This window comes from Pseudomonas sp. efr-133-TYG-23, assembly GCF_030209215.1.
GTDB lineage: Bacteria > Pseudomonadota > Gammaproteobacteria > Pseudomonadales > Pseudomonadaceae > Aquipseudomonas > Aquipseudomonas rhodesiae.
Window position 1 is genome coordinate 1 of the sequence record NZ_JARVSL010000050.1, and the last position, 23,610, is coordinate 23,610.

Here is a 23,610-nt window from a genome sequence, read left to right on the forward strand (position 1 = left end):
GGGCAAGCCCCCTCGCACCTTTGATAGCCATTCCAGGCGATGTGGTTTCAGCTGATACGCCGAGGTGCCTGGGTGTGGGGCCGCTTCGCGGCCCAGCGCAGGGCAAGCCGGCTCACCACAGAATTATTTGTCAGCTTTTAGGATTTGCGTTGTGTGTCAGACCGCGCTCACGTTGACCCAGCGTTCCTCGCGGGCCGCCAGGCGAATCGCCGTCGCCAGCCGCTCCACAGCCCACGCCGCTTCAAAGTCAGTGCCGTCCGCGCCCTGGCCGGCCACCGCCATGATCAGTTCCTGCACTTCCAAGGTTTTCAATTCGTTGTAGCCCAGTTGATGTCCTGCCGCCGGGCTGAAGGCCGCGTAACCGGGCAGGGCGGGGCCGGCCAGCAGGCGCTGGAAACCGTCCTGGCCGACGCGGTACAGGCGCAGTTCATTCAAACGTTCCTGATCGAACGCCAATGTGCCCTGTGTGCCGCTGATCTCAAAACTCAGGTGGTTCTTATAACCTTGTTTGAGCCAACTGCTGCTCACTGTGCCGCGCGCGCCATTGGCGAAGCGCAACAGGGCATGCACCTGATCGTCCACCGCGATGGCCTTGCGTTCGGCGCTGCCGCTGACCGCAGGGCGTTGGCTGTGGACGGTCTGGGTGTCGGCGCACACGCTGACGACGTCGCCCACCAGATATCGCGCCATCGACAACAAGTGGCTGCCCAGGTCCGCCAGGGCGCCGCCGGCATGTTCGACTTCGCAGCGCCATGACCACGGCGACTGCGGGTCGGCCATAAAGTCTTCGCTGAATTCACCCTGGAAACTGATGATCTCGCCCAGCTCGCCGTTGGCAATCATCTGCCGCGCCAGGCCGATCATGGGGTTGTGCTGATAGTTGTAACCGACCCGCGTCACCACCCCGGCAGTGCTCGCCGCCCGGCGCATGGCGTCGGCCTGTTCAAGGCTGACGGCCAGAGGTTTTTCGCAGTACACCGCCTTACCGGCGGCAATCGCTGCCATGGCCATTGGGTAATGCAGGTGGTTGGGGGTGGTGATGGCCACCACGTCGACGGCGGGATCGTCGATCAGCGCCTGCCAATCGCCGTGGGCCTGGGCAAAACCCCAGGCGCGCGCGCAGCGCTGGGCGCGTTCGGTGTCGGCATCGGCCAGGGCGGCGAGCTTGAGGTGCACCGGCAATTCGAATACCGCCCGGGCGTTATTGAACGCCAGGGCGTGGGCACGGCCCATAAAGCCTGTGCCGATCAGGCCGATTCCGAGTTCGCGCATAGCCTTTGTTCCTTTGGATTCTTGTTGTGAGGAAGGCTATTAATGGAATAAAAATTCCCGAAATTCAATAGATGGAATAAAAATTCAGCATGCCCGCCACGATCAGCCTGACGAATGCGGCTATATTCACCGCATGGCCAAACGCCGCCAGTTAACAAAACATAACGTAGCACCGATTGTCAGACGATTCGAAAGCCCGATAGGATGGCGCCAGCTTCCTCCAGGCGCTCTAGATTGCAGGTTTCAGAGCCCGGGATGGCAAGACCTAACAATAATAAATGGGAGAAAGGTCTATGAGTGAGCCTGTCATGGGTAGGGTTGTCTGCCGCCCACGCGCCGCACGCAGAGTTGCGTTGCTGGCCACAGCGCTCTCGCTGTTTGGCGCCGTTGCATGGCCGACTGCGGTCCAGGCCGCCAGCGATACCCCCGCCGCCGCGGTGTTTGCGATTGAATCCCCCAAGGCCGCCAAAGGCCTGATGATCGACGTGGTCCACGCCGGCAAACGCCTGGTGGCGGTCGGTGATCGCGGGCATATCCTCTATTCCGATGACCAGGGCGCCACCTGGACCCAGGCCAAAGTCCCCACCCGGCAATTGCTCACCGCCGTGTTTTTCGTCGATGACAAACACGGCTGGGCCGTCGGCCACGATGCGCAGATCCTCGCCAGCAGTGACGGCGGCGCCACGTGGACCCAGCAGTATCAAGACCTCAAGCGCGAAGCGCCGTTGCTCGACGTTTGGTTCAAGGACGCTAGCCACGGCTTGGCCGTCGGCGCCTACGGTGCGTTGCTGGAAACCAACGACGGCGGCAACACCTGGGAAGATGTCAGCGACCGCCTCGACAACGAAGACCAGTTTCACCTCAACGCCATCGCCGCCATCAAGGACGCCGGGCTGTTTATCGTCGGCGAGCAGGGCAGCATGTTCCGTTCCAGCGACGACGGCCAGACCTGGGAAAAACTCGAAGGCCCCTACGAGGGTTCGCTATTTGGTGTGATCGGCACCGCCCAGCCGCAAACGCTGCTGGCCTATGGCTTGCGCGGCAATCTTTACCGCTCCACGGATTTCGGCAGCACCTGGGAACAGGTCGAACTCAAGGCCGCGCGCGGTGCCCTGGAGTTCGGTTTATCGGGCGCCACTTTGCTCGAAGATGGCTCGTTGGTGGTGGTGGGCAACGGTGGCAGCGTGGTGGTCAGCCACGACGACGGTCAGACCTTCAGCGTTTTCAACCGCCCGGACCGCATTTCCCTCTCGGCGGTGACCGCGGCCGGCAATGGCAACCTGATTCTGGCCGGGCAGGGCGGTGTGCGCGTCGCCCAGCCAACCGGCGCTGAACTCGAAAAACAATAAGAAGGCAGAGAAAGCATGAGCAGTCATCACAACGATAAAGCGACCTTTCTTGAGCGCCTGATTTTTAACAATCGCCCGGCGGTGATCGTGATCTGCCTGTTGGTGAGTGCGTTCCTGTTCTGGCAGGCGACGTTGATTCGCCCGTCCACCAGCTTCGAAAAAATGATCCCCCTCAAGCACCCCTTCATCGAAAAGATGATGGAGCACCGCAACGACCTGGCCAACCTGGGCAACACGGTGCGTATCTCGGTGGAAGCCAAAGACGGTGACATTTTCACTAAGGAGTACATGGAGACTCTGCGGCAGATCAACGACGAGGTTTTCTATATCTCCGGCGTCGACCGCTCGGGTCTCAAGTCGCTGTGGAGCCCCAGCGTACGCTGGACCGAAGTGACCGAAGAAGGCTTCGCCGGTGGTGAGGTGATCCCGCAGAGCTACAACGGCTCGCCGCAAAGCCTCGACCAACTGCGCAACAACGTGCTCAAGTCCGGACAAGTCGGGCGTCTGGTGTCCAACGATTTCAAATCGAGCATCGTCGATATCCCGTTGTTGGAGTCGTACCCGGACCCGCAGGACCAGGGCAAATTGCTCGCCCTGGACTACCGCAAGTTCTCCCACGAACTCGAAGACAAGATCCGCGACAAGTTCGAAGCGCAGAACCCTAACGTCAAGATCCATATCGTCGGCTTTGCCAAGAAGGTCGGCGACCTGATCGACGGCCTAGTGATGGTGGTGATGTTCTTCGGCGTCGCGTTCGTCATCACCCTGGTGCTATTGCTGTGGTTCACCAATTGCCTGCGCAGCACCATCGCGGTGTTGAGCACCACCCTGGTGGCGGTGATCTGGCAACTGGGGCTGATGCACTTTTTCGGCTTCGGGTTGGACCCGTATTCGATGCTGGTGCCGTTCCTGATCTTCGCTATCGGTATTTCCCACGGCGTGCAGAAGATCAACGGTATCGCCCTGCAATCCAGCGAGGCCGATAACGCGCTGACCGCGGCGCGCCGCACGTTCCGGCAGTTGTTCCTGCCGGGCATGATCGCGATCCTCGCCGACGCAGTGGGCTTCATCACCCTGCTGATCATCGACATCGGTGTGATCCGCGAACTGGCCATCGGCGCGTCCATCGGCGTGGCGGTGATCGTGTTCACCAACCTGATCCTGCTGCCGGTGGCGATCTCCTATGTCGGCATCAGCCGGCGCGCCATTGCCAAGAGCAAGAAAGACGCAAACCGCGAACATCCGTTCTGGCGCCTGCTGTCGAACTTTGCCAGCCCGAAAGTTGCACCGATCTCCATCGCCCTGGCGTTGGTCGCCTTCGGCGGCGGCCTCTGGTATAGCCAGAACCTCAAGATCGGCGACCTGGATCAAGGCGCGCCGGAGCTGCGCCCGGATTCGCGCTACAACAAAGACAACAACTTCATCATCAGCAACTACTCCACCAGCTCCGACGTGCTGGTGGTGATGGTCAAGACCAAGGCCGAAGGCTGTTCGCGTTATGAAGCCATGGCGCCTATCGACCAGTTGATGTGGAAGATGCAGAACACCGAGGGCGTGCAGTCGGCGATCTCGCTGGTGACCGTGTCCAAGCAGATGATCAAGGGCATGAACGAGGGCAACCTGAAATGGGAAACCCTGTCGCGCAACCCCGATGTGCTGAACAACTCCATCGCCCGCGCCGACGGCCTGTACAACAACAATTGCTCCCTGGCGCCGGTGCTGGTGTTCCTCAACGACCACAAGGCCGAGACCCTCGACCGCGCAGTGCATGCGGTGCAGGAATTCGCCAAGGAAAACAACAAGGACGGCCTGGAATTTATCCTGGCCGCCGGTAACGCGGGGATCGAGGCGGCGACCAACGAGGTGATCAAGGAGTCGGAGCTGACCATCCTGATCCTGGTGTACCTGTGCGTGGCCACCATGTGCATGATCACCTTCCGTTCCTGGGCCGCGACCCTGTGCATCGTGCTGCCGCTGGTGCTGACGTCGGTGTTGGGCAACGCGCTGATGGCGTTCATGGGCATCGGCGTCAAGGTGGCGACCTTGCCGGTGGTCGCCCTGGGCGTGGGGATCGGCGTGGACTACGGCATCTACATCTACAGCCGCCTGGAAAGCTTCCTGCGTGCGGGGTTGCCGTTGCAGGAAGCCTATTACCAGACCCTCAAATCCACCGGTAAAGCCGTGCTGTTCACTGGCTTGTGCCTGGCGATCGGTGTGTGCACCTGGATCTTCTCGGCCATCAAGTTCCAGGCCGACATGGGCCTGATGCTCACCTTTATGCTGCTGTGGAATATGTTCGGTGCGCTGTGGCTGCTGCCGGCCCTGGCACGCTTCCTGATCAAACCGGAGAAACTGGCCGGCCAGAAGGGCAACTCACTGTTCGCCCACTGACCGGTGCGCGGCCCGTGCTTCAGGCACGGGTCGCCGCGGGCGGTGCGATGGCCAGGAACAAGCGATCGAGCGGCGGGGTGATGCGCACATATAAGATGCTGCGCAGCGGCACCGCCCCTGGCTCGCTGTGTTCAAGCAAGCGCGCTTGCACCGGAGCCTTCAACAAGTCTTTTTGCGTGTACTTGCGCTGCTCGGGCAGTTTCAGGTGCGCACGGGTGTATTCGGCTGACGGTGCGGTGGCGCTGGCGTAGTGAAAGTGCGCGTACCACAACACTTGCGGCGGTTTCTGGGCCTTGTCGTACACCGCGTACTCCGTGAAAAAATCCCCGCTCAAGGTGGGCCGCTGCGGGTCGGCCAGGCTGGTCAAGTTGATATCGATCTGTTGGTGGCGCCATAGGTAATCGATGCCGTCCAGGCTCGGCCATTGTTTTTTATACGCCGCGCTGCAGCGTTGCTCCGCTGTACGGCGCATATCCCGTGCATGGTTGCGAAACTCCTCGGCCAGGTCTATGGCGCTGGTTTGGTTGGCATGCTCCCCAGCCAGCGCGTCGGCCACCCCATCGAGTTGGCGCGCCTGGGTGTCGAGCCAATGGTCCCAGTCCGCCGGGTCGATGGATTGTCGGGTGCGTGGGTCGTCGAGCTTGAGCTGCTGGGCCTCGATGGTGCGCTCAATCGCCGCGCGTTGACGGATCAGCCCACGGCCTTCTTCGCGCAGGGTGGCGAAGGACGGCTTGGGTGGGGTGATTACAGCCGGCGCCTCAGGGGGTTCAGGCACCTGGGCCCAGCCGTCGGGCGTGGCTTCGAAGGTGCTGATGGGGCTGCCGGTAAAGCTGTCGGTGATGGTCAGCTGTTCCTGCTGCCGAGTGCCGCGCGTCACCTCGCCGACCCGGTAGCGACGCTTGCGGGTTTTGAACACACGGCTTGTGGCGGGCTTGCTGCGCAGAGTTTTGGCCAGCGACACGCTCACGGCCAGCGCTTCCTGAGCGCGAACGACGTTTTCCAGCTCGGTCTGGGCCAGGGTCTGCGCGTGATCCAGACGCTGGACAAACCGCTCGACGATGCTGGCGTTCAAGCGCGCGGGGTTGATGGCCTTCAGCGCCTGCACGCCGTTGGCGTAGCTGCGGTAGCTGTCCAGCAGGCTTTCATACAGGTTGCGTTGATCGTCCAGGGCGAAGCCTTCGCTGCTGCGCACGCTGATGTGCGATTGCACGGCCTGGTGGATATCGAGGCGGTCCAGGCGCTCCACATACAGGGCCTCCTGGGGCGGCAAGTGTTCACCCGTATCGACGATGACCACGCTCGCCAGCGACGACAGCGCACGCAGGCGCATGTTCTCACCGAAGAAATTCTGCGGCTCAATGATTAGTGCCAGCAGCTTCTGACGGATTGCGCGCCCGGCGGCGGAGTCGTGCTCCAAACGTTCCAGGGTGTCCTCCAGCGCGGTGGCGGTGGCGGCCAGCTGATCGAGCGCATCGGCCATGTCGATGCTGCGGGCGACATGTTCGTTATAGGCGTTCAGGTTACCGAAGGCGCGCTCGACCACCATGCGCCGTTCGACCTGGGCCATGGGTTCGCCGCGGTCGGAAAACAGCAAGGCATTGGCCCAGTTGCGCTGGTAGTGATGCAGGGAAAACTGCTGGTTCCACAGGGTTTCGAGCACTTTGGCGCGGTCTTGCACATGCACGCCGGCACCGCCCACCTGTTCCAACTGTTGCCCGACGCTCACCAGTTCTTGGCGCAGACGGACGCTCTCGTCCAGTCGTTCGCTCAGGCGCTCCAGCAGAATCTCGAACTGCGCGCGCAGCGTGCTGTGGCGTTGCACCTCCAGCCCATGGCGTTGCCGCAGCGCGGGTTTTTGCTGCTCGCTGGCTTTGTCCAGCAGGTTCCAGGTCAGCTTCAGCACACGGCTCTGGTCGGCCAGGCGTTTGTCGGCGTCGGCCAGGCTGTCCAGCGCCTGCTCCAATGGGCGCATCAGCGGTGGGATATCGGCGCTCAAGGTTTGCAGGCGTTCCACCAGCGCCTCTTTGCGGCGTCGGCTTTCCTCGCGCAACGCCGCGATGCGCTTGGGCCCGCCCCCTTCGAGTTTGAGTCCGCGATCCAGGTGCCAGTGGCCCTGATCGTCGGTCTTGAGCTTGATGCCGGGGTGCTCGGGCTTCTCGGGATGGATGATGTACACCTCGCCAAAGCCCGGCACCACCGACACTTCAAACAGCAGCCCGCCGACCGAGGCGTGCCAGCGTCCGCCGATGTTGAACAAGCCCTTAAGCGCGCCACTGTCCATGGCTTTCGGGGTGGGTTGCGGCCAGGGTTTGTGCACGCTCAGCAGCTTGTCCAACAGACGCCCGGCGGCGCTGTCGCTGGCCAGGGAGCGGTCGAAGTCCAGCAGGGTGCGCCCACCTCCGGGCGGCTCGGCAGGCAGGCCCACCGTGCCGCGGCGAATATCCGCCTGGCGGATGCGCAGCGGTTGGCTCAGGGGCCGACGCAGGGGCAGGCGGGCCTGTGTTTGTGCGTGCCGCGTCGCCTCAATCGGCGTATCGCCCGCCTGGGCCTGGTGCATCAGCACCATGGCGATGTTGAGCAACAGATCGACCCAAGCCAATTCCCGCGCCACCGGATCGGCGCTTTGCAGGTTCGGCAGGTCTTGCCTGAGGCCCTGCATCATTTGCAGCATCCAGCCCACCACGGCCAATGGTCCCCGGGCTACTACCAGCAGGGTGTTGAAGCCCAGTTGCACGCCTTCGAGCAGCAACGCCCAGCGGCTTTCGCTGTTGGAGGTGGACTCGCGCTCGTCCAGTTCCACCAATTGCCGGGCTTCGGCGCCGAACAGGTATTCCAGCAGCCGATTATTGTTGAGGAACAGGCGCATTTCATCCGCGCTCTCGTCGTCGGCCTCGGCCAGGGTCGCCGGGCTCGGACGGCTGGGCAATACGTCGAACTCCGAACCCTGGTAGAAACGGATGATATGGGGCTCCAGAAAGCCGCCATTGCTGTAGATCGCCCGCGCGCTGTCGGGCAGCCAGGTCAGCACGCTGTCTTGCAGCGGGCCGGGGCGCGTGATGGCGCTCAGTAACTGTGCGCGGCTGGGGAACTCCAACAGCGCCGGCTGATAGGCCGGGCGGTAGAGCAGGTGCGGACCTTCCTGGCCGTTGCGCGCTTCGATGATGAACATGTTGGGCACCGTGTCGGCCTGGGCGTCGGCTTTCCGTTTGAAGGCCAGCGGGCGCATGATGATTTCAGTGCCTTGCACCCAACGCTGCGCACGGCTTGCGCCCAGCACCGCACACACATAGCGCACGCCGCGCCGCGTCAGCCCGGCCTCACCCTTGATCAAGGCTTCCAGGGCTTGCAGCTTGAGCCGCACCGGATGCTGCTGGATAAACAACTGCTGACGTCGCTGCGCCTGCGCATTGGGCGCCAGCAATTGTTCGCGCAGGTAAGCGGGGTAGGTGCGGCCGATGTCCACCTGTTGCACCAGGCGCATCAGGTAGTCCGGCGTCAGCCAGGCTTCGATGGGCCGCCCGGAGCGGTGATGCAGGGTGACGCTGCCGCTGGGTTTGCCGCAGAGGTTTTTCAGCGCCAGGTCCACCAGGCTCAGGGTCACCGGTTGCACATAGCCGCTTTGCAGAGTGCCGACGGACACCGCAAAGGTCAGTTGCAGGTCTTCGGCGCGATAGGCAAGCGCGGACTCATCGGTGCAGCGGTCCTGGCGCTTGAGCGCCGCATTGCGCGCCTGGCACAGTTGCGGGTTCAGGCGGCGGGCGGCGAAGCGGCGGATATCGTCGATGCCGTCCAGGTAGCCCGCACCGTCGTTGAGGCGACGCAGGCTGGCCTGCTCCAGCAGGCATTGGCGATAGCTGAAGCGCTCGCTGGCCGAGGCGTTTTTCAGCCAGGCGGGCAGTGCGCCGTCAACGGCGTCGAGAGGCTGCGCCGGCGTGGTTGGCGCGCTGATAAAGCCAGGCGCCAGGTCGGTGAGGGCGGCCACTTGGCTTTCCAAATCGGTCAATGGGGTGTGGGCGGGCAGGCGCAACGCCGCCAGATCGTCCAATTGCCGGTTGAGCAGCAGCGCGGCTTGTAGCTCGAAGATGTCGCCGTCGGGCTCGTACTGGCGCCAGGTGATCCGGTCGGCGAGGTAGCGCGCCTCCAGGCGCTCGCCCCACGCCTGCCCGAAGGCTTGCAAACTGGCGAAGGCTTCCACGGTGCCGGGCAGGCTATACAGCCAGACGCGTTCGCCGCTGACGATCAACAGCTCGCTGCATTGCAAGGTCAGGCGGGTCTGGCCGCGTACCAACAGGGCTTCCAGGGTATAGGCATACACCCTGTTGTCCGGGGCGGTTTGCTCGCGGCGCGCTTCGCGTGCCGGGTAGCGCGCCAGGGCGGTGAGGGCCTGGAGTTGCTCGCGGTCGCTGGTCGATTGGCTGATCGCACACTGGCGAAACAGGCTGTGCAGCACTTCGCCAAGCCATTGCCAGTGGCTGATGCCGGCGCTGTCGACCTCATCCCAGAAGCTGCTTAGCGCGGTTTGCAATGTCGCCGGCAGCAGGGTTGGCAGCTCGCGGATGATGCGTTGCAGGTCGTTCAGGGGGACGGCGGGGTCGGTCAAGCGGTTGCCGCTGGCATCGCTCAGGTAGGCGTCGAGTCCGGCGCGGGTGGCGAGGTCGGGCAGGGTGCCGTTGGCCAGGTAGGTCAGGGCCACTTGCAGCACAGAGGGCAAGGCGCGGCCGCCACCGTCGCGCGGGTGGGCCAGGTATAGCTCGGACAGTGGCCGGGTCAGGGGCGGGCTGAGTTCTTTGAGGCTGTCGCTCAGTCGCTGCGCGGTGGCCGAGCGCAGGGTCGGCCGCGCTTGGAAGCGCGCCTGTACGGCGTGCGCGAGGATCAGGTGATCGGGGCTGGGCATGAGGGGGGTCCTTTCTTGATGCTTGATGGGAGGGCGATGCTTACGGCGCCAGCGGCAGAAACCAACGCTCGGCCAGGGCCTTGCCGATCAAGCCGCGGTGTACGTTCACCACCGCCTGAGGGTTTTGCGTCTTGGCCAGCAGCGAGTAGTAGCTTTGCTTCTGCTGGGCTTTGGTTTTCAGGTGCGCGACGCTGTAGTCGGCCTTGGGCGTGTCGTGTTTGGGGTAATGAAAGTGCGCGTACCACAGCGGTGCGCCATTGAGGTCGGTGACGGCGTATTCCTGGATAAAATCGCGCCGCTCGCCGCTCAGTGGCACACGCTCGCTGTAGCGCGCGATGGCCACTTGTTTCTGCGCGAGCAGGTATTCCAGGTTGCCGTGGGTGGGGGGCAATTCCAGGCTCAATTGCAGGCGCAAGGCATCGCCCTGGCGCGTCAGGCGCATGCCGACCTCGCGCAGCTGGCTGGCCAGCGCCAGGTCGGCGGCCAGGCGTTCGGCCAGGGGCAGGGCCTGGATCGTGCGGTCTAGTTCGGTGGCCAACCTGTCGTAGCGCGTACCCTCGTAATGCAGGATTTCCTGCGCTTCCTCAGGATGACGGCAGACGCTGCGGTAGCGCTGCGCACGTTGCAGGTGGGCGTCGAGCATGGCCAGCAATTTGCGGGCTTCACCCTTGACCAGGCTCAAGCCACGGGAGGGGGCGGGCGGCGGCGGTGCGAGGGGTTCTTTGAACTCGACCCATTCATCGCCGTCCTGGGAGTACAGGCTCAGCAATTGGTTGCTCTCTTCCGAACGCACCTCCACCACTTCAATCGGCAGGCTGCTGCCGGCTGGCTTCAAGTCGCCGATCAGGGTGCCTTTGCGCCGCGTGCGGATGACTTTTTTCTGCGGTTTGCCCGGCGCCGTCGGCTGGCGCTTTGGCGTACGCACGGGGCTGGGATCGCTTGGCTGAATGGCGTTGGCCAGTTGCAGGTTGACGTCCTGATACAGCTCCTCGATCAGCGTGAACAGGGGCGCCGAATAGCTTTGCTCCAGGCCTTCCACATCGACGATGTTCAGACCTTGCAGGGCGTCCAGGGCGCGTCCGTAGTGTTCCACCAGGCTCTCCAGCACGCTGATGCGCTCACTGGCGGGCAGCTCCAGGGCATTGAGTTCGCTGTGAGTTCGCACCTGCTCGACCAGCGGTGCTATGAGGGTGTCGAGCCTGTCGAGCCGCACCGAGTCGGACCCTCGCGTCGCCAGCCAGCGCAGGGTGCGAATCTGCAAGGCCTGGATCGCCAGCACACTGATTTCGTCGGGGCGGTCCTGGGTCAGGCGGGTAAAGGCGTCTAGGCCCAGGCCGCCCAGTTCGTGCAGTTGGGCGAGGTAACGGTCCTTGACTTTCAGCCACTGGATCGAGCGCTCGTTGATCGCCAGCAGGTCCTTAATAAATTGCTCGTGGCCGGCGCGGTTGGCCAGAACCGCCTGTTTCAACGCCGCGCCCTGGCGCGTGAACGCTGCATTGGCGGTGTACAGCGCTTGGCGATCGGTTTCGGCGATGACCACCAGTTTGCGCCCGTTGTTGACCATGTTTTCCATCAGGGCTGCGACGGTTTGCGTCGACAGCGGGATACTCAGCGCCCGTCGTTCCTGCACGCTGTCGAGAATCTGTTGGTATGCCTGGGTCTGGGCCAGCAGCGCGTTTTCGAATTGCCGACGTTTTTCGGCGCGCTGTGCCGGTGTGAAGCGTGGGTCGTCCTGGGTCTTCTCCATGACGGCCTGGGCCACGTCCACGCTCTTTTGCTGCTGGGTTTGCTGGCCCAGAAAGTGGCGGTACTCGCTGCTCAAGGTCTCGACGCGCTTGGCATTGAGCTGACGCCGTGCGGCGATGCGGTTGGACGGCATACCGCCGCGTAGACGCAGGCGCGTATCCACGCTCCAGTTCCCCTGTCGATCAATGCGCAAGGGCGGGCCACGGCGGTCGCTGTCGACGGGGTCGACGATCAGTACGTCGCCAGTATTCGCTTCCATCCACACCCGATACCACTGACCGTCCAATTGGGCGTACCACTGGTTGTCGATGCGGTACAAGCCTTTGTGCGGCCCGCTCGCCACCGGCTCGGGCACATCGGGCGGCGGCGTGGTGCTGTAACTGTTCAGGCGTTCGCGTTGACTGGCGGTCAGGCGCCAGTGGGATTGAGCGAAACTGAAGTCCAACAGCGCTTTGTCGGTGCCCGGCAATACACCGGGCAACCCGACGCTGCCTTGATGGATACGCGGCGCGGGCGGGGTCGGCCAACGCTCGGCGAGCTGGCGCGGCAATGCCTGGGGCGGGCGCCGGCTCCGTGCTGGGGCAGTGGCGCCAGCGGGCAACGGCGGGCCTTCGAACAACGACAGGCCTAGGTTCAGCAACAGGTCGACACTGGCCAATTCCCGCGTTTGCGCATCCATGGCGTTCAGGCCCTGAATGTCTTGTTTAAGGCTGTTGTACAGGTTGCCCAGCCAGGTGCTGAGCAACAGCGGGCCGCGTAACAACGGGTACAGCACCCCACTGAACAACAATCCGCCACCTTCGAGCAGCAGTTTCCAGCGGCTTTCGTGGTTGGACACCGATTCGCGGTCGGCCTGGGCGACCAACGCGCGGGCGTTGCTGCTGTACAGGTACTGCATCAGACGACCGGTGATCAGGCATTGATGCAGTTCATCGTTCATCCCGTCCTCCGACAGGGTGGCCGGCCCAGGCGTGCGCAGGGGGCCGAATTCATCGCCCTGGCCAAAACGCAGGTAATGGGGCTGACGAAAACCGCCGTTGGCATACACCGGGCGCGCGCTATCGCTCATCCACAGCAATACGCTGTTCTGCACCTCACCCGGGCTGGCGATGGCCTCCAACAGCGCTGCGCGGCTGGGGAATTCCAGCAAGGCTTGGGGGTAAAGCGGGCGATAGAGGATATGGGGACCACTGGCAATGTCCTGGGCTTCGATCAGGTACATGTTGGTCACCACGTCGGGGCTGGCCGCCGGATGGCGCAACAGTGCCAGGTGGCGAATGACCACGCCCTGCTGATCGGCCACCGTCAGGGCCATGAGCGCGGCCACACGCCGGGCGCCGTCGCCGGTCATGCCGTTGACGCCGCGCAGGCTCTGCTCCAGGGCCAGCAGCGGCAGTTGCACGGTGAGCTGGTCGGCGAACAGTGTTTCGCGCCGACGGGTTTCTTCACCGGGGCCCAGCAATTGGTCCTCCAGCAGTCGCGGGTAATGCAGGCCGATGTCGACGCGTTCGATCAGGCCGTTCGAGCCGGTGAGGTAGTCGGCGGTCAGCCAACCCGGGACTGTCAGGCCGGCGCGATGGACGATGCGCATCTCGCCGCTGGGGCGTGCGCTCAGGTTATTGATCGCCAGGTTGGTGAGGCTCATGCGTTCGTGCTGGGTGATGCCGACGGTGCCGGGGTAACCGGCGGAAATGGCAAAGGTCAGTTCCAGTTGGTCGGGGTCCAGTGCCGCCACGTCGGCCTGTGCCACGCCTTCAAGGCGCACCGCGTCGGCTTGCAGCTCGCGCAGCAGGCTGGCGACGGTGAAGGCGTGAATATCCGGGATGCCGCTCAGAAAGGTGCGGCCGCCGCCACGCCGCTTGGCACTGGCCAGGGCTAGGCTGTAGCGGCGGTAGGCGGCCTGGGCGCTGCTGTCGGCGTCCTTGAGGCCGGCGGGCAAATGGGTGCGCAGCGTGGCCAACAGATCCGTGGGCACGCTGGGCGCGTCGAGAAAGTACGCCGTCGGGTCGACAAGCCCGCGACAGTGCGCCTGTAGCGCGGCGAACCCGCCGTTGACCGGCAGTCGCAGTGCGCCAAGTTGTTCCAACTGTTGATTGAGGATGAGCGCGGCTTGATGGTCGAATATATCGCCGTCCGGTTCGTAGCGTTGGATCAGCACTTCGCCGAGTTGATAACCGGACGCCATGCGTTGCCCCCAGGCCTGGGTCAACGCATCCATGGACGAGAACGCTTCGATAGTGCCGCCGGGGCTGCACAGCAAGACCGTCGCAGCGCCATTGGTGGGGCGGGTCAGCACCAGGTGTGGGTCGAGCACCGTGACACTGCGCTCGGCGCTGCGCAGGGTGGTTTCCAGGCAATAGGCCAATACCGCTTGGGCGCCGTGGCGGCTCATGCGTTGCTCGCGGTCCGGGGTGGTGGTCAGTTGCTCGAGGGTCTGTCGGGCCGGTTCCGCCAGGTCGGTCCGGCGCAGGGTGGCGATATGCAGGGTGTCCTGGAGCAGGCGGGCCATCCAGCGCCATTGGCCGTTGCCGGTGTGGTCGCGCCAGTAATCGTTCAGCGCGTTCTGCAAACCCACGGGAACCGTGTCCGCCAGTTCTTTGATCAGGCCCTCGATGACCTGCATGTCCAGCCGCGATTGGCCGTCTTGTGGCAGTGTCAGCCGACGCGGCGGGCTGGTGGTGAGGTAGAAACTCAGGTTGCCGATGTCGCTGAAATCCAGGTTGGCGGTGCCGCCCAGGTAGTCCTGCACCACAGAGAGCAGTGGGCGAAACACCCACTGCTTGCCGTTGGGCGTGGCCAGGCGTGTCGCTGAGAGGTCGAGGGCCAGGGCGGGGTAGCGCTGGGCAATGGCATCGCTGAGCAGTTGGCTGACCACGTGGGCCACGTCCGGCAGCCCGGCAAAGTGAGCGGCGACCGCCTGCGCTGCAGTGTTGGTCACCCCCGGCAGCAGGGGGCCGGGGTGGACGGGGGTTGAGTCGGGCATTGGCATTCCATCGCGTTATGAGAAGGTGCCGAGCATGACAAAGCCGTCGCGCAGACCAGGCATAACCGGTTACCGCACGCGCACAAAGCGCGCCAGGCGGGGGTGGATTGGCCTATCATCAGCGCCTTTCTTCCTGATGAATGATCCCGATGACTGCTACTGGCCTGCCCGCTGAACTTAACAACGCTGACATGCTCGAAATCGATGGCTTGCATGCCTTTGATTTCACTTCCGACGACAAAGGCCTGCGCATTACCTGCATGGACGGTCGCGCCGAAAAGCGCTGGTTGTTCAGCCTGACGCAGGTGCAGGCGGCAAACTTTGACGACGCCTTGCAAAGCTGGACCCTCACCGGTGATTCGGGCGAACACCGCCTGGTGTGCATGAGCGCCTTCACCGGCAACAATAATGACGAGGAAGACGAGCATGATGATGCGTAAATTCTGGCCGCTGCTGATGGCCGGCAGTGTCGGTGCCATGTCGGCGCAGGCCGCGCCGACAGACACCTATGAACTGTTGGTGGGCAGCTACACCGCCGGCTCCAGCGAAGGCATTTACCGCCTGCAATTCGACAGCCGCACCGGGCAGTTCCAGGGCAAACCTGTGCTGGCGGCCAAGGCCGCCAACCCGTCGTGGCTGACGGTGTCCAAGGACCAGAAGCAGCTGTTTGTGGTCAATGAAAATGGCCCCGGCCAGAAGGATGCGGTGGGGCGCGTGAGCAGCTACGCCATCGACCCGAAAAATCACCAGCTCACACTGATCAACCAAGTGCAGAGCCTGGGCAACGAGCCGACCCACTCCAGCGTCGCCGCAGACGGTCGTCACCTGTTCGTCGCCAACTATTCGGTACTGGAAGACCCGGGCGGCAGCCTGGCGATCCTGCCAGTGGACGCCACTGGCAAGTTATCCGCACCGGTGCAGTTGAGCGGGCACCCGGCCAGTCGGGTCAACCCGCAGCGCCAGGCCTCCAACCATGTGCACGCGGTGGTGTCGTCGCCGGACGGGAAGTACGTGTTCGCCAATGACCTGGGGGCGGACAAGATTTTTGTCTACCGCTACGACCCCAAGGCCAACCACGAACTGCCCCTGACCCCGGCCGACCCGGCCTCGGTGGCATTGCCGCCGGGCAGCGGCCCGCGCCATTTGCTGTTCAGCGCCGATGGCAAGCACGCCTGGCTGACCACCGAGATGAGCGCTCAGGTCGCGGTGTTCGATTACGCCGACGGCAAACTCACACAAACCCAACTGGTCGACTTCGCCGCCGGGCAACCAGTGTCCGACAAAGCCGGCGCGGCGCTGCATGCGTCCAGTGACGGCAAGTTCCTGTACGTGAGCAACCGCGGCACCGCCAACCAGATCATCGTGTTTGGCGTGGACCCGGCCACCGCGCACCTCACCGAGCTGCAACGCCGCAGCGTGGAAGGCGACCATCCGCGCGAATTCAGCCTGGACCCGAGCGGTAAGTTCCTACTGATCGCCAACCAGAAAAGCAATGAAATCGTGGTGGTCGAGCGCGACCCCAAGACCGGCCTGCTGGGTAAAACTGTGCAGAAATTGCCGATCGATGCCCCTAGCGACCTCAAATTCCTGGTGCGTCAATAAGCCACAGGTCCCGTACGCCGGGGCCTGAGCTTTTGTATTAATTGCATTAATAGCGGCTACTGTTTCAAAGCATTTCTAAGGTTCAACCCTCGGGCGTAAGTTGGGTTCCAAGGCCTTCACCGACCACTCAACCAACCGCACACAAGGGTTACCGACATGAATTTGAACCTGTTCTCCATCATCGCCGCTTCCGCTGTTTCCGCCACCGTAGCCTTGCCGGCGGCCGCCAGCGTGGAAGTCACCGGTCGCAAGTCCAGCACCAGTGCCTACACTCAGAAATACCTGCAACAAAGCGCCAACTTCTACGCCGCGTTGGATCACAAAACTCAACACTGAGCCCTGCGCAACAGCAGACGCCAAACCACTGGAACGTCAATCGGCGTTCGAGTGGTTTGGCGTTTTTGCCTGGGGTGAAAAAAGTCGCTGTAATATCACATTGCCATGTGTTTAAATTTGACGCTCAATTTTTGACGCGTTTATTCCTGGAAACGACAGCATGGCCCTTCGACTCGCTGCAGCAATTCTGTTTCTGTATTCCGCCCCGATCCTGTCCTCCGTGCAGCCCCTGGAAGGCGAGCCGGAAGTGGCTCATGAGCGATTGTTGAATTTGGCCCAGGGCTAACGCGCTGGCACACCTTACGCCTTGGCCATCACGCCGATAAACAAGGGCGATTGCAGGAACTCATCCAGCCATTGCTGCAAGCGCGGGTAGGGCGCACGGGCAAACCAATCGCGGTCTACGTGGGCGAACTGGCGCACGAACGGCGCCAGCGCCATGTCCGCCAGGCTGAGGTGCTCGGCCAGTAAGTAGGCGCGCTCAGCCAGCAAACCTTCCAGAGTGTGCAAGAACACTGCGCCTTCGGCCCGGTAGTGTTCCATCGGGTATTCCGGGTAGCGTTCGGCGTATTTGTAGCGATTCAAGCAATGCTTGAACCCGCCGTCATTCTCGGCAATCAGCGCCAGCACCGCCGGGTCGCCGCCCAGCAACCAATCGTCGGGATCGTGCTGGGCCAGGGCCCACTGCATGATCGCCAGGCTTTCGTCGATCACCTGGCCGTCCACACTCAACACCGGCACCGTGCCCTTGGGCGACAGTGTCAGCATCTCTTGCGGCTTGGCCTTCAGGCTCACCTCGACGATGCGCACCGCCACGCCGCTGTAGCGCAACGCCAGCCGCGCGCGCATGGCGTAGGGGCAGCGGCGGAACGAGTACAGCAACGCTTCGCTCATTTGACCTCCAAGGTGCTCAGGCCATTGCCCTGACGCTTGACCTGGATCTGCACCGGGATGCGTTCATGCATTTCCTGGACGTGGGAAATCACGGCGACTTTGCGCCCCTGGGCCTGCAAACCGTCCAGCGCGTCCATGGCCAATTGCAGGGATTCGGGGTCGAGGCTGCCGAAGCCTTCGTCGATAAACAACGACTCAATCTTCAAGGTACTGGACGCCATCGACGCCAGCCCCAGGGCCAGGGCCAGCGATACCAGAAAAGTCTCGCCGCCGGACAGCGAATGCACCGAGCGCAGTTCATCGCCCATTTCGGTGTCGAGCACCAACAGACCGAGCATGCTGCCGCCGCGCTTGAGGCGGTAGCGCCGCACCAGCTGGCGCAGTTGCACGTTGGCGTGGTGCACCAGCAGATCCAGGTTGTAGGCCTGGGCGATCTTGCGGAAGGTGTCGCCGGTGGCCGAACCGATCAGGGCATTCAGCCGGGCCCAGCGTTGCCATTCTTCATAGGCCTTGGCGATCTGCTCGGCCAGCACGTTGTTGGCCTGCTGGCGACGTTGGTCTTCGGCCTGGCGCGCGCGCAGTTCGGCGCACTGCTTCTCCGCATCGGCCAGTTGCTGGCTGAGCGCGGCGAGGTGGTTGTCCAACTGTTCGGTGTCGAGGTTGCCATTGTGCAGGGCCTGGTGGTCAGCCAAGCGTTGTTCGCGCTCTTGCAGCAAGACCTTGGCTTGCTCCACCGCTTTTTCGCTGGTTTGCAGGCGCTGACGCAGTGCGCTGACCTGCGTGTCATCCATGCCCAGCAAGCGAGTGAGGCCGGCATCGTCCAGTTCCGGGTGCGATGCACGCCATTGGCTCAGGCGCGCATCGAGCGCCTGTTGTTCGCTGTGCAGCGCCTGTTGGCGTGCCTGCCACGCCTTAAGGTCGGCGGCCAGTTGGATCAAGGTGGTGCGGGTGTCTTGGAGTTGCTGGTTGGCGTCGCTCTCGCTCTGACGCGCCTGCGCCACCGCTTGCTCCAGCTGCTGCTGCCAGTGTTCCGCGCTGGTATGAGGGCCCAACAGCTCGGCGAGGGCTTGCGCGGCGGCCTGTTGCTGGCGGGTCAGTTCGGCCACTTGCTGGCTCAGCGACTCCAATTGCGCCTGACGATGCTGTTGATGGGTCTGTTCTTTTTCGATGACCTGCTGACGTTCCTGCTGTTCTTCGCGTTCATCCCGTTGATGGCCCAACTGTTCCAGGCGCTGGCTGACCTGTTGATCGAGCTGCATAAAGGTCGCGGCCGGATCGTTGCGCAGGCCGTCCAGGGTGTCGGCGGGCAACAGGCTGGCGAATGCGTTGAGTTCCTGTTCCAGGCGCTCGCGGTCATTGGCCAATTCGCGCTGCTGGTCGAGCCATTGCTGACGGGCTTGTTGGCTCGCGTCCTGGGCCGCTTGCAGTTGCTGCTGCAGGCGCCCGGCGTTCTGTTGCAGGTTGAGCAGGGCGCTCTGGCGCTGCTCGTCCTGGCTGATGCTCTGGCCGAGCTGAGCCAGTTGGGTTGCCAGCCAGGGACTGCGTTGGGGGGCGTCCTGATTGAACAGCGCGGCGCTCAGCGGGTGGGCGTCCAGGCTTGGCTTCAGCGCCAGTTGTTGCGCGGCTAACTGCTCCTGCTGGTGCAGAAATTCCTTTTGCTGGGCGATCAAACCGCCCACTTCGCCCCGCAGCTCGGTGAGTTTCTCCTTGAGTGCATCCACCGCCTGTTGGGCCGTGGCTTGCTCGTTGTCGTCATGCCGGCCAAGGCTGTGCAGCAACGCTTCGGGTTGGTGATAGGGGTGCTCGCGACTACCGCACACCGGACACGGCTGGTCGTCCTGCAAGTGTGCGCGCAACTCTTCGACGCTGGCGCTGCGGGCCAGGCGCTGACGTTCCAGCAGTTGCTGGGTCACCGTCAGCGTCTGCTCGGCCACGCTCAGATCGGCCTTGGCTTGCAGGCCGGCCTGGTTCAGTAGTTCGCGTCGCTGTTGGGCGTCGGCGAGTTTCTGGGTGAGGGTGGCGGCCTGCTGATCCAGCTGCTGCTGACTGTCCCACAGCCGCGTCAGGTCTTCGACGGCGCGTTGCTGCTTGCGATTGTCCTGCAACAGGCTGGCGAGCAGTTGGATCTGCTCGGCCACCGCCTGGGGCTCGGCGGCGGCTTCCTGGTACAGCAGGGCCAAGGCGTCGCGCTGACCGGTAAAGGCTTCGGCGGTGGTGTTGGCGCGGTGTTCCAGTTGTGCCAGTTCGGCCTGGCCTTTGTTCAGGCGATTGCCGATCAGCATCAGGTGTTGCAGGCGGTCGCGGTAAGCGGTCCACGCATCGGCCAGGGGCGCCAGCGCGGCGCTGCGCTCAAGGTCGTCGGCCAGGCGTTGCAGGCGCTCGGCAACGTCGGCCTGTTTGGCCTGCAACGCGCTGAGGCGCGCTTGGCCTTCGCTGCTGGCGGCGGCCTGTTGCTGCTGGTCTGCGCTGTGCTTGGCCAGGTCTTTAGTCAAATGGGCGAGGCTGTTTTGCCCGTCGAAGGCCTGGCGCAGCAAGGGTACGGCGTCGCTCTGGGCTTGCAGCGCGGCTTCCAATGCGGCGTGGGCGCTGGCTTGCTGCTGTTGGGCCTGGTCCTGGCGCGTCAGCAATTGGGCCTGCTGCGCGATGTGCTGCTGAATCTGCGCGGCCAGCGGGGTGAGCTCCGCGGCCAGCTCGGTCTGGCGGGCGAAGTGATGACGTTGCGGCGCCAGTTGCTCCAAGCGACTGAGGTCTTCGCGCTGCGCGCCCAGGCTGTCCCAGTCGGCCTGGGCCCGTTGCAGCTGTTGGGTGGCGTCGAGCTGGCGCTCCTGCCATTCGCGCAGTTCCTTGAGCCAGGTGTGCTGCGCTTCCAATTGCTTGAGCTGGGCTTGCTGCACCTTGAGCTGCTGCTGAGCCTCGGTCAGTTGCCGGTCCAGTTCGGCGCGGTCTTCGGCGCTCAGCGGCACCACGCCCACGGCCTGGTCTTGAAGTTGTTTGTGCGCGTCCCTGGCCTCCTTGGCCTTGTCGAAGGCGCGGCGGCCGAGCTGGGTGTACAGCGCCGTGTCAGTGAGTTTTTCCAGCAGTTCGCTGCGCTCGTTGTCGTTAGCCTTGAGGAACGCGCTGAACTCGCTCTGCGCCAGCAACACGGCGCGGGTGAACTGTTCGAAATTCAAGCCCAGGGCTAGTTCCAACTGGGTTTTGTATTCGGTTTTCTGGCTGGCCAGCAGTTGCTCGCTGTCCAGATCGATCAGGCTTTGCCGGCTGTTCTGCAACTTGCCGCTGGCCTTGTCGCGGGCGCGATTGGCCTCCCAGCGCGCCCGATAGCGGCGGCCGCTGACGCCAACAAAATCCACCTCGGCATAGCCGCCGCCGGTACCGCGCCGGAGTAAGGTGCGCGGGTCACCGATGGAAATATCGCTGTCGGCATCCGGCATCTTCGCCTGGCCGGTGTCGCCCAGGCGCGGCACTGCGCCAAACAGTGCCAGGCATAGCGCATCGAGCAAGGTGCTCTTGCCGGCGCCGGTCGGCCCGGTGATTGCGAACAACCCGGCACTGGCCAGGGGCTCGGCGGTGAAGTCGATCTCGAACGGCCCGGCCAGGGACGCGAGGTTTTTCAGGCGAATGGCGAGAATTTTCATGGCTGCTCCTCCTGCTGTTGCACTTCCTGGAGCAACATGGCGAAGTCCTTCAAGGTCTGTTCATCCACTTCACTGCCATAGCTGTCCTGCCAGGCGCGGCTGAACAACTCTTGGGGCGTCAGTTGGTCGAGTTCGATCAGGCGCTCGTCGTCACTTTCATTGCCACTGCGGATACCGGCGTATTCGGCGGCGATGCGCACCAGACGCACGGCCTTGCCTTGCAGGGCGCTTTCGATCTGTTGGCGCAGGTCCGGCTGCGGCTCGTCGAGGCGCACGCGCACTTCGAGCCAGGGGTGGCGCTGGGTTTCGGCCAGCAGATCGATGTCGGGCAAATCGGCGAGTTGCTTGAGGATATCCGCCAGCGGTGCGGCGTCCAGGCGTTGCAGCTCCACAGAGCGGGGGATCAGAATCGGTTCTACGCCCACCAGGCATTGGCCCTGGAAGGTCACATCAAGAATCTGGTGTTTGTAGCCGATCTCGGAAAACGACAACGGAATCGGCGAGCCGCTGTAGCGAATGCGCTCTTCGCCATTGACCTTTTGCGGCTTGTGCAAATGGCCCAGGGCAACATAGCCGACACTGTTGTCGAACAGGCTGGCGGGCAGCGCCTCGGCATTGCCGATGATCAGGCTGCGCTCGGAGTCCTCCGACACCGAACCGCCGGCCATATGCGCATGGCTGATGGCGATCAGCGCCTGGCCTTTTTTGCGTTTGGCATTGGCGGCGGCGATCAGCTTCTCATGCACCTGGCCGATGCCGCGCAGGTAGTCGTCGCCCAACTGCGCGCCTGTCACCTCCGCCGGGCGCAGAAACGGCAACGCCAGGCACCACGCGGCAATCTTGCCTTTGGCGTTCGGCAGCGGAATCAGCAGGCGTTCGGCATCCAGTTGCCCGTCATCGAGCCACAACACGCGGCCGAGGGCATGGGTGCGCAAGCGCCGCATCAACGGCGCCGGCAGCTCGATGCGCGAGCCGGAATCGTGGTTGCCGGCGATCATCACAATGGTCAGGTCGGGGTTTTGTTCATGGGCGCTGATGATGAAGTCATACAGCCGCTCCTGGGCCTTGAGGGGCGGGTTGACCGTATCGAAGATATCGCCAGCGATCAGCAGCGCATCGGGATGCTGAGTGCCGATCTGGCGCAGCAGCCACTCAAGGAAACAGGCATGTTCGAAGTCGCGTTCCTGGCCATGGAGGTTTTGGCCCAGGTGCCAGTCGGAGGTGTGGAACAGACGCAAGGCGAACTCCGTGGGGTAGAGAGAAAGGAGGGGAGTTTACCTGTATTGCCAACCCGTTGCTCCAAACCAGGCAGATCCACTGTGGGAGAAGCCTCCTCTCTCCCACAGGGTCATTTGTGATGACACACCTCTCTATAAGGTGGGGCTAGTGATTACTCGAATGACTCCACATATATCTCATTACGTCGTTGATCATCGATTTCATATTCGCTAACGAAGGACTGATATTGTGTTGTTACTGTGATTGTTGTGCAAGGAGAATCAAAACCCCATCCGGGTGGGGTAGGTAACTGTCAGAATTTACAGTGGCGACGAATGGCAGCCGTTGGCGTCCCGTTAATGTGATTCAACAACTTCACACTTTCCCTTACTTTTTTTCGCGCTGCGGGTGGGGAGACGCCGGTGGTGTAACAGGTGCAGTAAATGTGGGAGGGGGCTTGCCCCCGATAGCGGATCCAGGCGTGTGCAGGCATGTGACTGTCGTCAAGGCTTATTGGAAAGTAACTTTAGATCATTCGTCCCCCCTAATTTTCACTTTTGTCTTTGCATGTTAAAAACGGGACAGGGAATTCTGTCCCGTCCTAGTACAGGTCATATAGCTCGTAAACAAACTGACGGGCGTGGTAGGTAAGTAACCGCAGTGGCAATTGACCAGTTTATAGGGGGGCTATAAGAATGAAGAAGTTCTGCGACCTGCAAAGTTCCCTCATATCTTGAAACGCCAGTGAAATAAGCCGTGTGGTAAACAGTGCCATATTGTTGTCCGATTAACGGACCTATTTGTTCTGCGTATATGTAAGCTCCCCCTACTGAAGCGATCCAAGACCGGCATTGTTCCATTGTTAGCAGTGACGTGTTATGTAGTATTTGATAACTAATAACTTGATTGTTGACTGAATAACTTGCTGTTTGGGCTGGATTTGAAGAATCTCGAACAGTAATGGTCGTCGTGCCTCTCCGCACGGCTACAACTCGTCCATTACTTGCCCCGACTGTCGCAACACTGGGAGCGGAGGATGAGTAAGTATAAGGCGGCGTGCCACCTTGCGCTGTGCGAGTTTGACTAATCTCGTATGCTAGTTTTGGCCACCCCAGCGACGCGGCAGCTAAGTACAGTGTTCCGGTAAGTGACATCTGGTTTGTGTTAATCGTGAGAGGAGCCACTGTAGCTCTGATTGTATAAGTTGTGCCTGGGAAACTTACTGCCTTCGTCTGATCTGTACTTCCATCAAACGTCACCGCACAACTAACCGTGATCTCCTGATTATTC

The 23,610-nt window shown here is 62.7% G+C and carries 13 protein-coding genes; 6 read left to right on the forward strand and 7 right to left on the reverse strand.

Going from position 1 to position 23,610, the window contains the following annotated elements; all coding sequences use genetic code 11:
* Nucleotides 1-156 precede the first annotated feature (156 nt).
* Nucleotides 157-1,272, reverse strand: a complete 1,116-nt coding sequence (locus tag QRN41_RS25415) for a Gfo/Idh/MocA family protein (RefSeq protein WP_167417711.1) — start codon at nt 1,270-1,272, stop codon at nt 157-159.
* 308 nt (nt 1,273-1,580) lie between these two features.
* On the opposite strand from QRN41_RS25415, the gene QRN41_RS25420 reads away from it, so the two are divergent.
* Entirely contained in the window at nt 1,581-2,621 is a 1,041-nt protein-coding gene (locus QRN41_RS25420; protein ID WP_285422257.1) for a WD40/YVTN/BNR-like repeat-containing protein, read from the forward strand.
* 15 nt (nt 2,622-2,636) lie between these two features.
* On the forward strand, nt 2,637-5,012 hold the full coding sequence (locus QRN41_RS25425; protein ID WP_034113911.1) for an efflux RND transporter permease subunit: 2,376 nt from the start codon (nt 2,637-2,639) through the stop codon (nt 5,010-5,012).
* A gap of 19 nt (nt 5,013-5,031) precedes the next feature.
* Here the strand turns inward: QRN41_RS25425 and QRN41_RS25430 are convergent, their stop codons facing one another.
* Nucleotides 5,032-9,906 carry a dermonecrotic toxin domain-containing protein gene (locus QRN41_RS25430; RefSeq protein WP_285422253.1) on the reverse strand — a complete coding sequence of 1,625 codons (4,875 nt, stop codon included), beginning with the start codon at nt 9,904-9,906 and terminating at the stop codon, nt 5,032-5,034.
* Nucleotides 9,907-9,946: 40 nt separating this feature from the next.
* Complete coding sequence (locus QRN41_RS25435; RefSeq protein ID WP_285422254.1) at nt 9,947-14,635, reverse strand: dermonecrotic toxin domain-containing protein; 4,689 nt, start codon at nt 14,633-14,635, stop codon at nt 9,947-9,949.
* Between the two features lie 149 nt (nt 14,636-14,784).
* On the opposite strand from QRN41_RS25435, the gene QRN41_RS25440 reads away from it, so the two are divergent.
* The 4 genes from QRN41_RS25440 (at nt 14,785) to QRN41_RS25455 (ending at nt 16,859) form a co-directional block, all read left to right on the forward strand.
* Nucleotides 14,785-15,075 carry a DUF5629 family protein gene (locus QRN41_RS25440; protein ID WP_285422255.1) on the forward strand — a complete coding sequence of 97 codons (291 nt, stop codon included), beginning with the start codon at nt 14,785-14,787 and terminating at the stop codon, nt 15,073-15,075.
* Entirely contained in the window at nt 15,062-16,237 is a 1,176-nt protein-coding gene (locus QRN41_RS25445) for a lactonase family protein (protein ID WP_167417717.1), read from the forward strand. Before QRN41_RS25440 ends, QRN41_RS25445 begins: the two co-directional genes overlap by 14 nt.
* A 156-nt stretch (nt 16,238-16,393) precedes the next feature.
* Nucleotides 16,394-16,573 (forward strand): hypothetical protein, encoded by a 180-nt coding sequence (locus QRN41_RS25450; RefSeq protein ID WP_034138361.1) that lies wholly within the window; start codon nt 16,394-16,396, stop codon nt 16,571-16,573.
* A 160-nt stretch (nt 16,574-16,733) separates the two neighbouring features.
* On the forward strand, nt 16,734-16,859 hold the full coding sequence (locus QRN41_RS25455; RefSeq protein ID WP_256203866.1) for a hypothetical protein: 126 nt from the start codon (nt 16,734-16,736) through the stop codon (nt 16,857-16,859).
* A gap of 14 nt (nt 16,860-16,873) precedes the next feature.
* On the opposite strand, the gene QRN41_RS25460 is transcribed toward QRN41_RS25455, so the two are convergent.
* The 4 genes from QRN41_RS25460 to QRN41_RS26190 form a co-directional block, all read right to left on the reverse strand.
* Nucleotides 16,874-17,467: a glutathione S-transferase gene (locus QRN41_RS25460; RefSeq protein WP_034098238.1), complete on the reverse strand. Its 594-nt coding sequence runs from the start codon at nt 17,465-17,467 to the stop codon at nt 16,874-16,876.
* A complete protein-coding gene (locus QRN41_RS25465; protein ID WP_285422256.1) occupies nt 17,464-21,102 on the reverse strand; it encodes an AAA family ATPase in 3,639 nt (1,212 codons plus the stop codon). The genes QRN41_RS25460 and QRN41_RS25465 overlap by 4 nt, the downstream gene beginning before the upstream one ends.
* Nucleotides 21,099-22,340 carry an exonuclease SbcCD subunit D C-terminal domain-containing protein gene (locus QRN41_RS25470; RefSeq protein WP_047882359.1) on the reverse strand — a complete coding sequence of 414 codons (1,242 nt, stop codon included), beginning with the start codon at nt 22,338-22,340 and terminating at the stop codon, nt 21,099-21,101. The genes QRN41_RS25465 and QRN41_RS25470 overlap by 4 nt, the downstream gene beginning before the upstream one ends.
* 591 nt (nt 22,341-22,931) lie before the next feature.
* Complete coding sequence (locus QRN41_RS26190; RefSeq protein ID WP_350310310.1) at nt 22,932-23,474, reverse strand: Ig-like domain-containing protein; 543 nt, start codon at nt 23,472-23,474, stop codon at nt 22,932-22,934.
* Nucleotides 23,475-23,610: the final 136 nt, after the last annotated feature.

Excerpts from the sequence above, each read along its gene's own strand:
- QRN41_RS25440 (WP_285422255.1), top strand. The coding sequence starts at position 14,785 with ATGACTGCTACTGGCCTGCCCGCTGAACTTAACAACGCTGACATGCTC.
- QRN41_RS25420 (WP_285422257.1), top strand. The coding sequence starts at position 1,581 with ATGGGTAGGGTTGTCTGCCGCCCACGCGCCGCACGCAGAGTTGCGTTG.
- QRN41_RS25445 (WP_167417717.1), top strand. The coding sequence starts at position 15,062 with ATGATGATGCGTAAATTCTGGCCGCTGCTGATGGCCGGCAGTGTCGGT.
- QRN41_RS25465 (WP_285422256.1), bottom strand. The coding sequence starts at position 21,102 with ATGAAAATTCTCGCCATTCGCCTGAAAAACCTCGCGTCCCTGGCCGGG.
- QRN41_RS25430 (WP_285422253.1), bottom strand. The coding sequence starts at position 9,906 with ATGCCCAGCCCCGATCACCTGATCCTCGCGCACGCCGTACAGGCGCGC.
- QRN41_RS25415 (WP_167417711.1), bottom strand. The coding sequence starts at position 1,272 with ATGCGCGAACTCGGAATCGGCCTGATCGGCACAGGCTTTATGGGCCGT.
- QRN41_RS25435 (WP_285422254.1), bottom strand. The coding sequence starts at position 14,635 with ATGCCCGACTCAACCCCCGTCCACCCCGGCCCCCTGCTGCCGGGGGTG.
- QRN41_RS25425 (WP_034113911.1), top strand. The coding sequence starts at position 2,637 with ATGAGCAGTCATCACAACGATAAAGCGACCTTTCTTGAGCGCCTGATT.
- QRN41_RS25450 (WP_034138361.1), top strand. The coding sequence starts at position 16,394 with ATGAATTTGAACCTGTTCTCCATCATCGCCGCTTCCGCTGTTTCCGCC.
- QRN41_RS26190 (WP_350310310.1), bottom strand. The coding sequence starts at position 23,474 with ATGTCACTTACCGGAACACTGTACTTAGCTGCCGCGTCGCTGGGGTGG.
- QRN41_RS25460 (WP_034098238.1), bottom strand. The coding sequence starts at position 17,467 with ATGAGCGAAGCGTTGCTGTACTCGTTCCGCCGCTGCCCCTACGCCATG.
- QRN41_RS25455 (WP_256203866.1), top strand. The coding sequence starts at position 16,734 with ATGGCCCTTCGACTCGCTGCAGCAATTCTGTTTCTGTATTCCGCCCCG.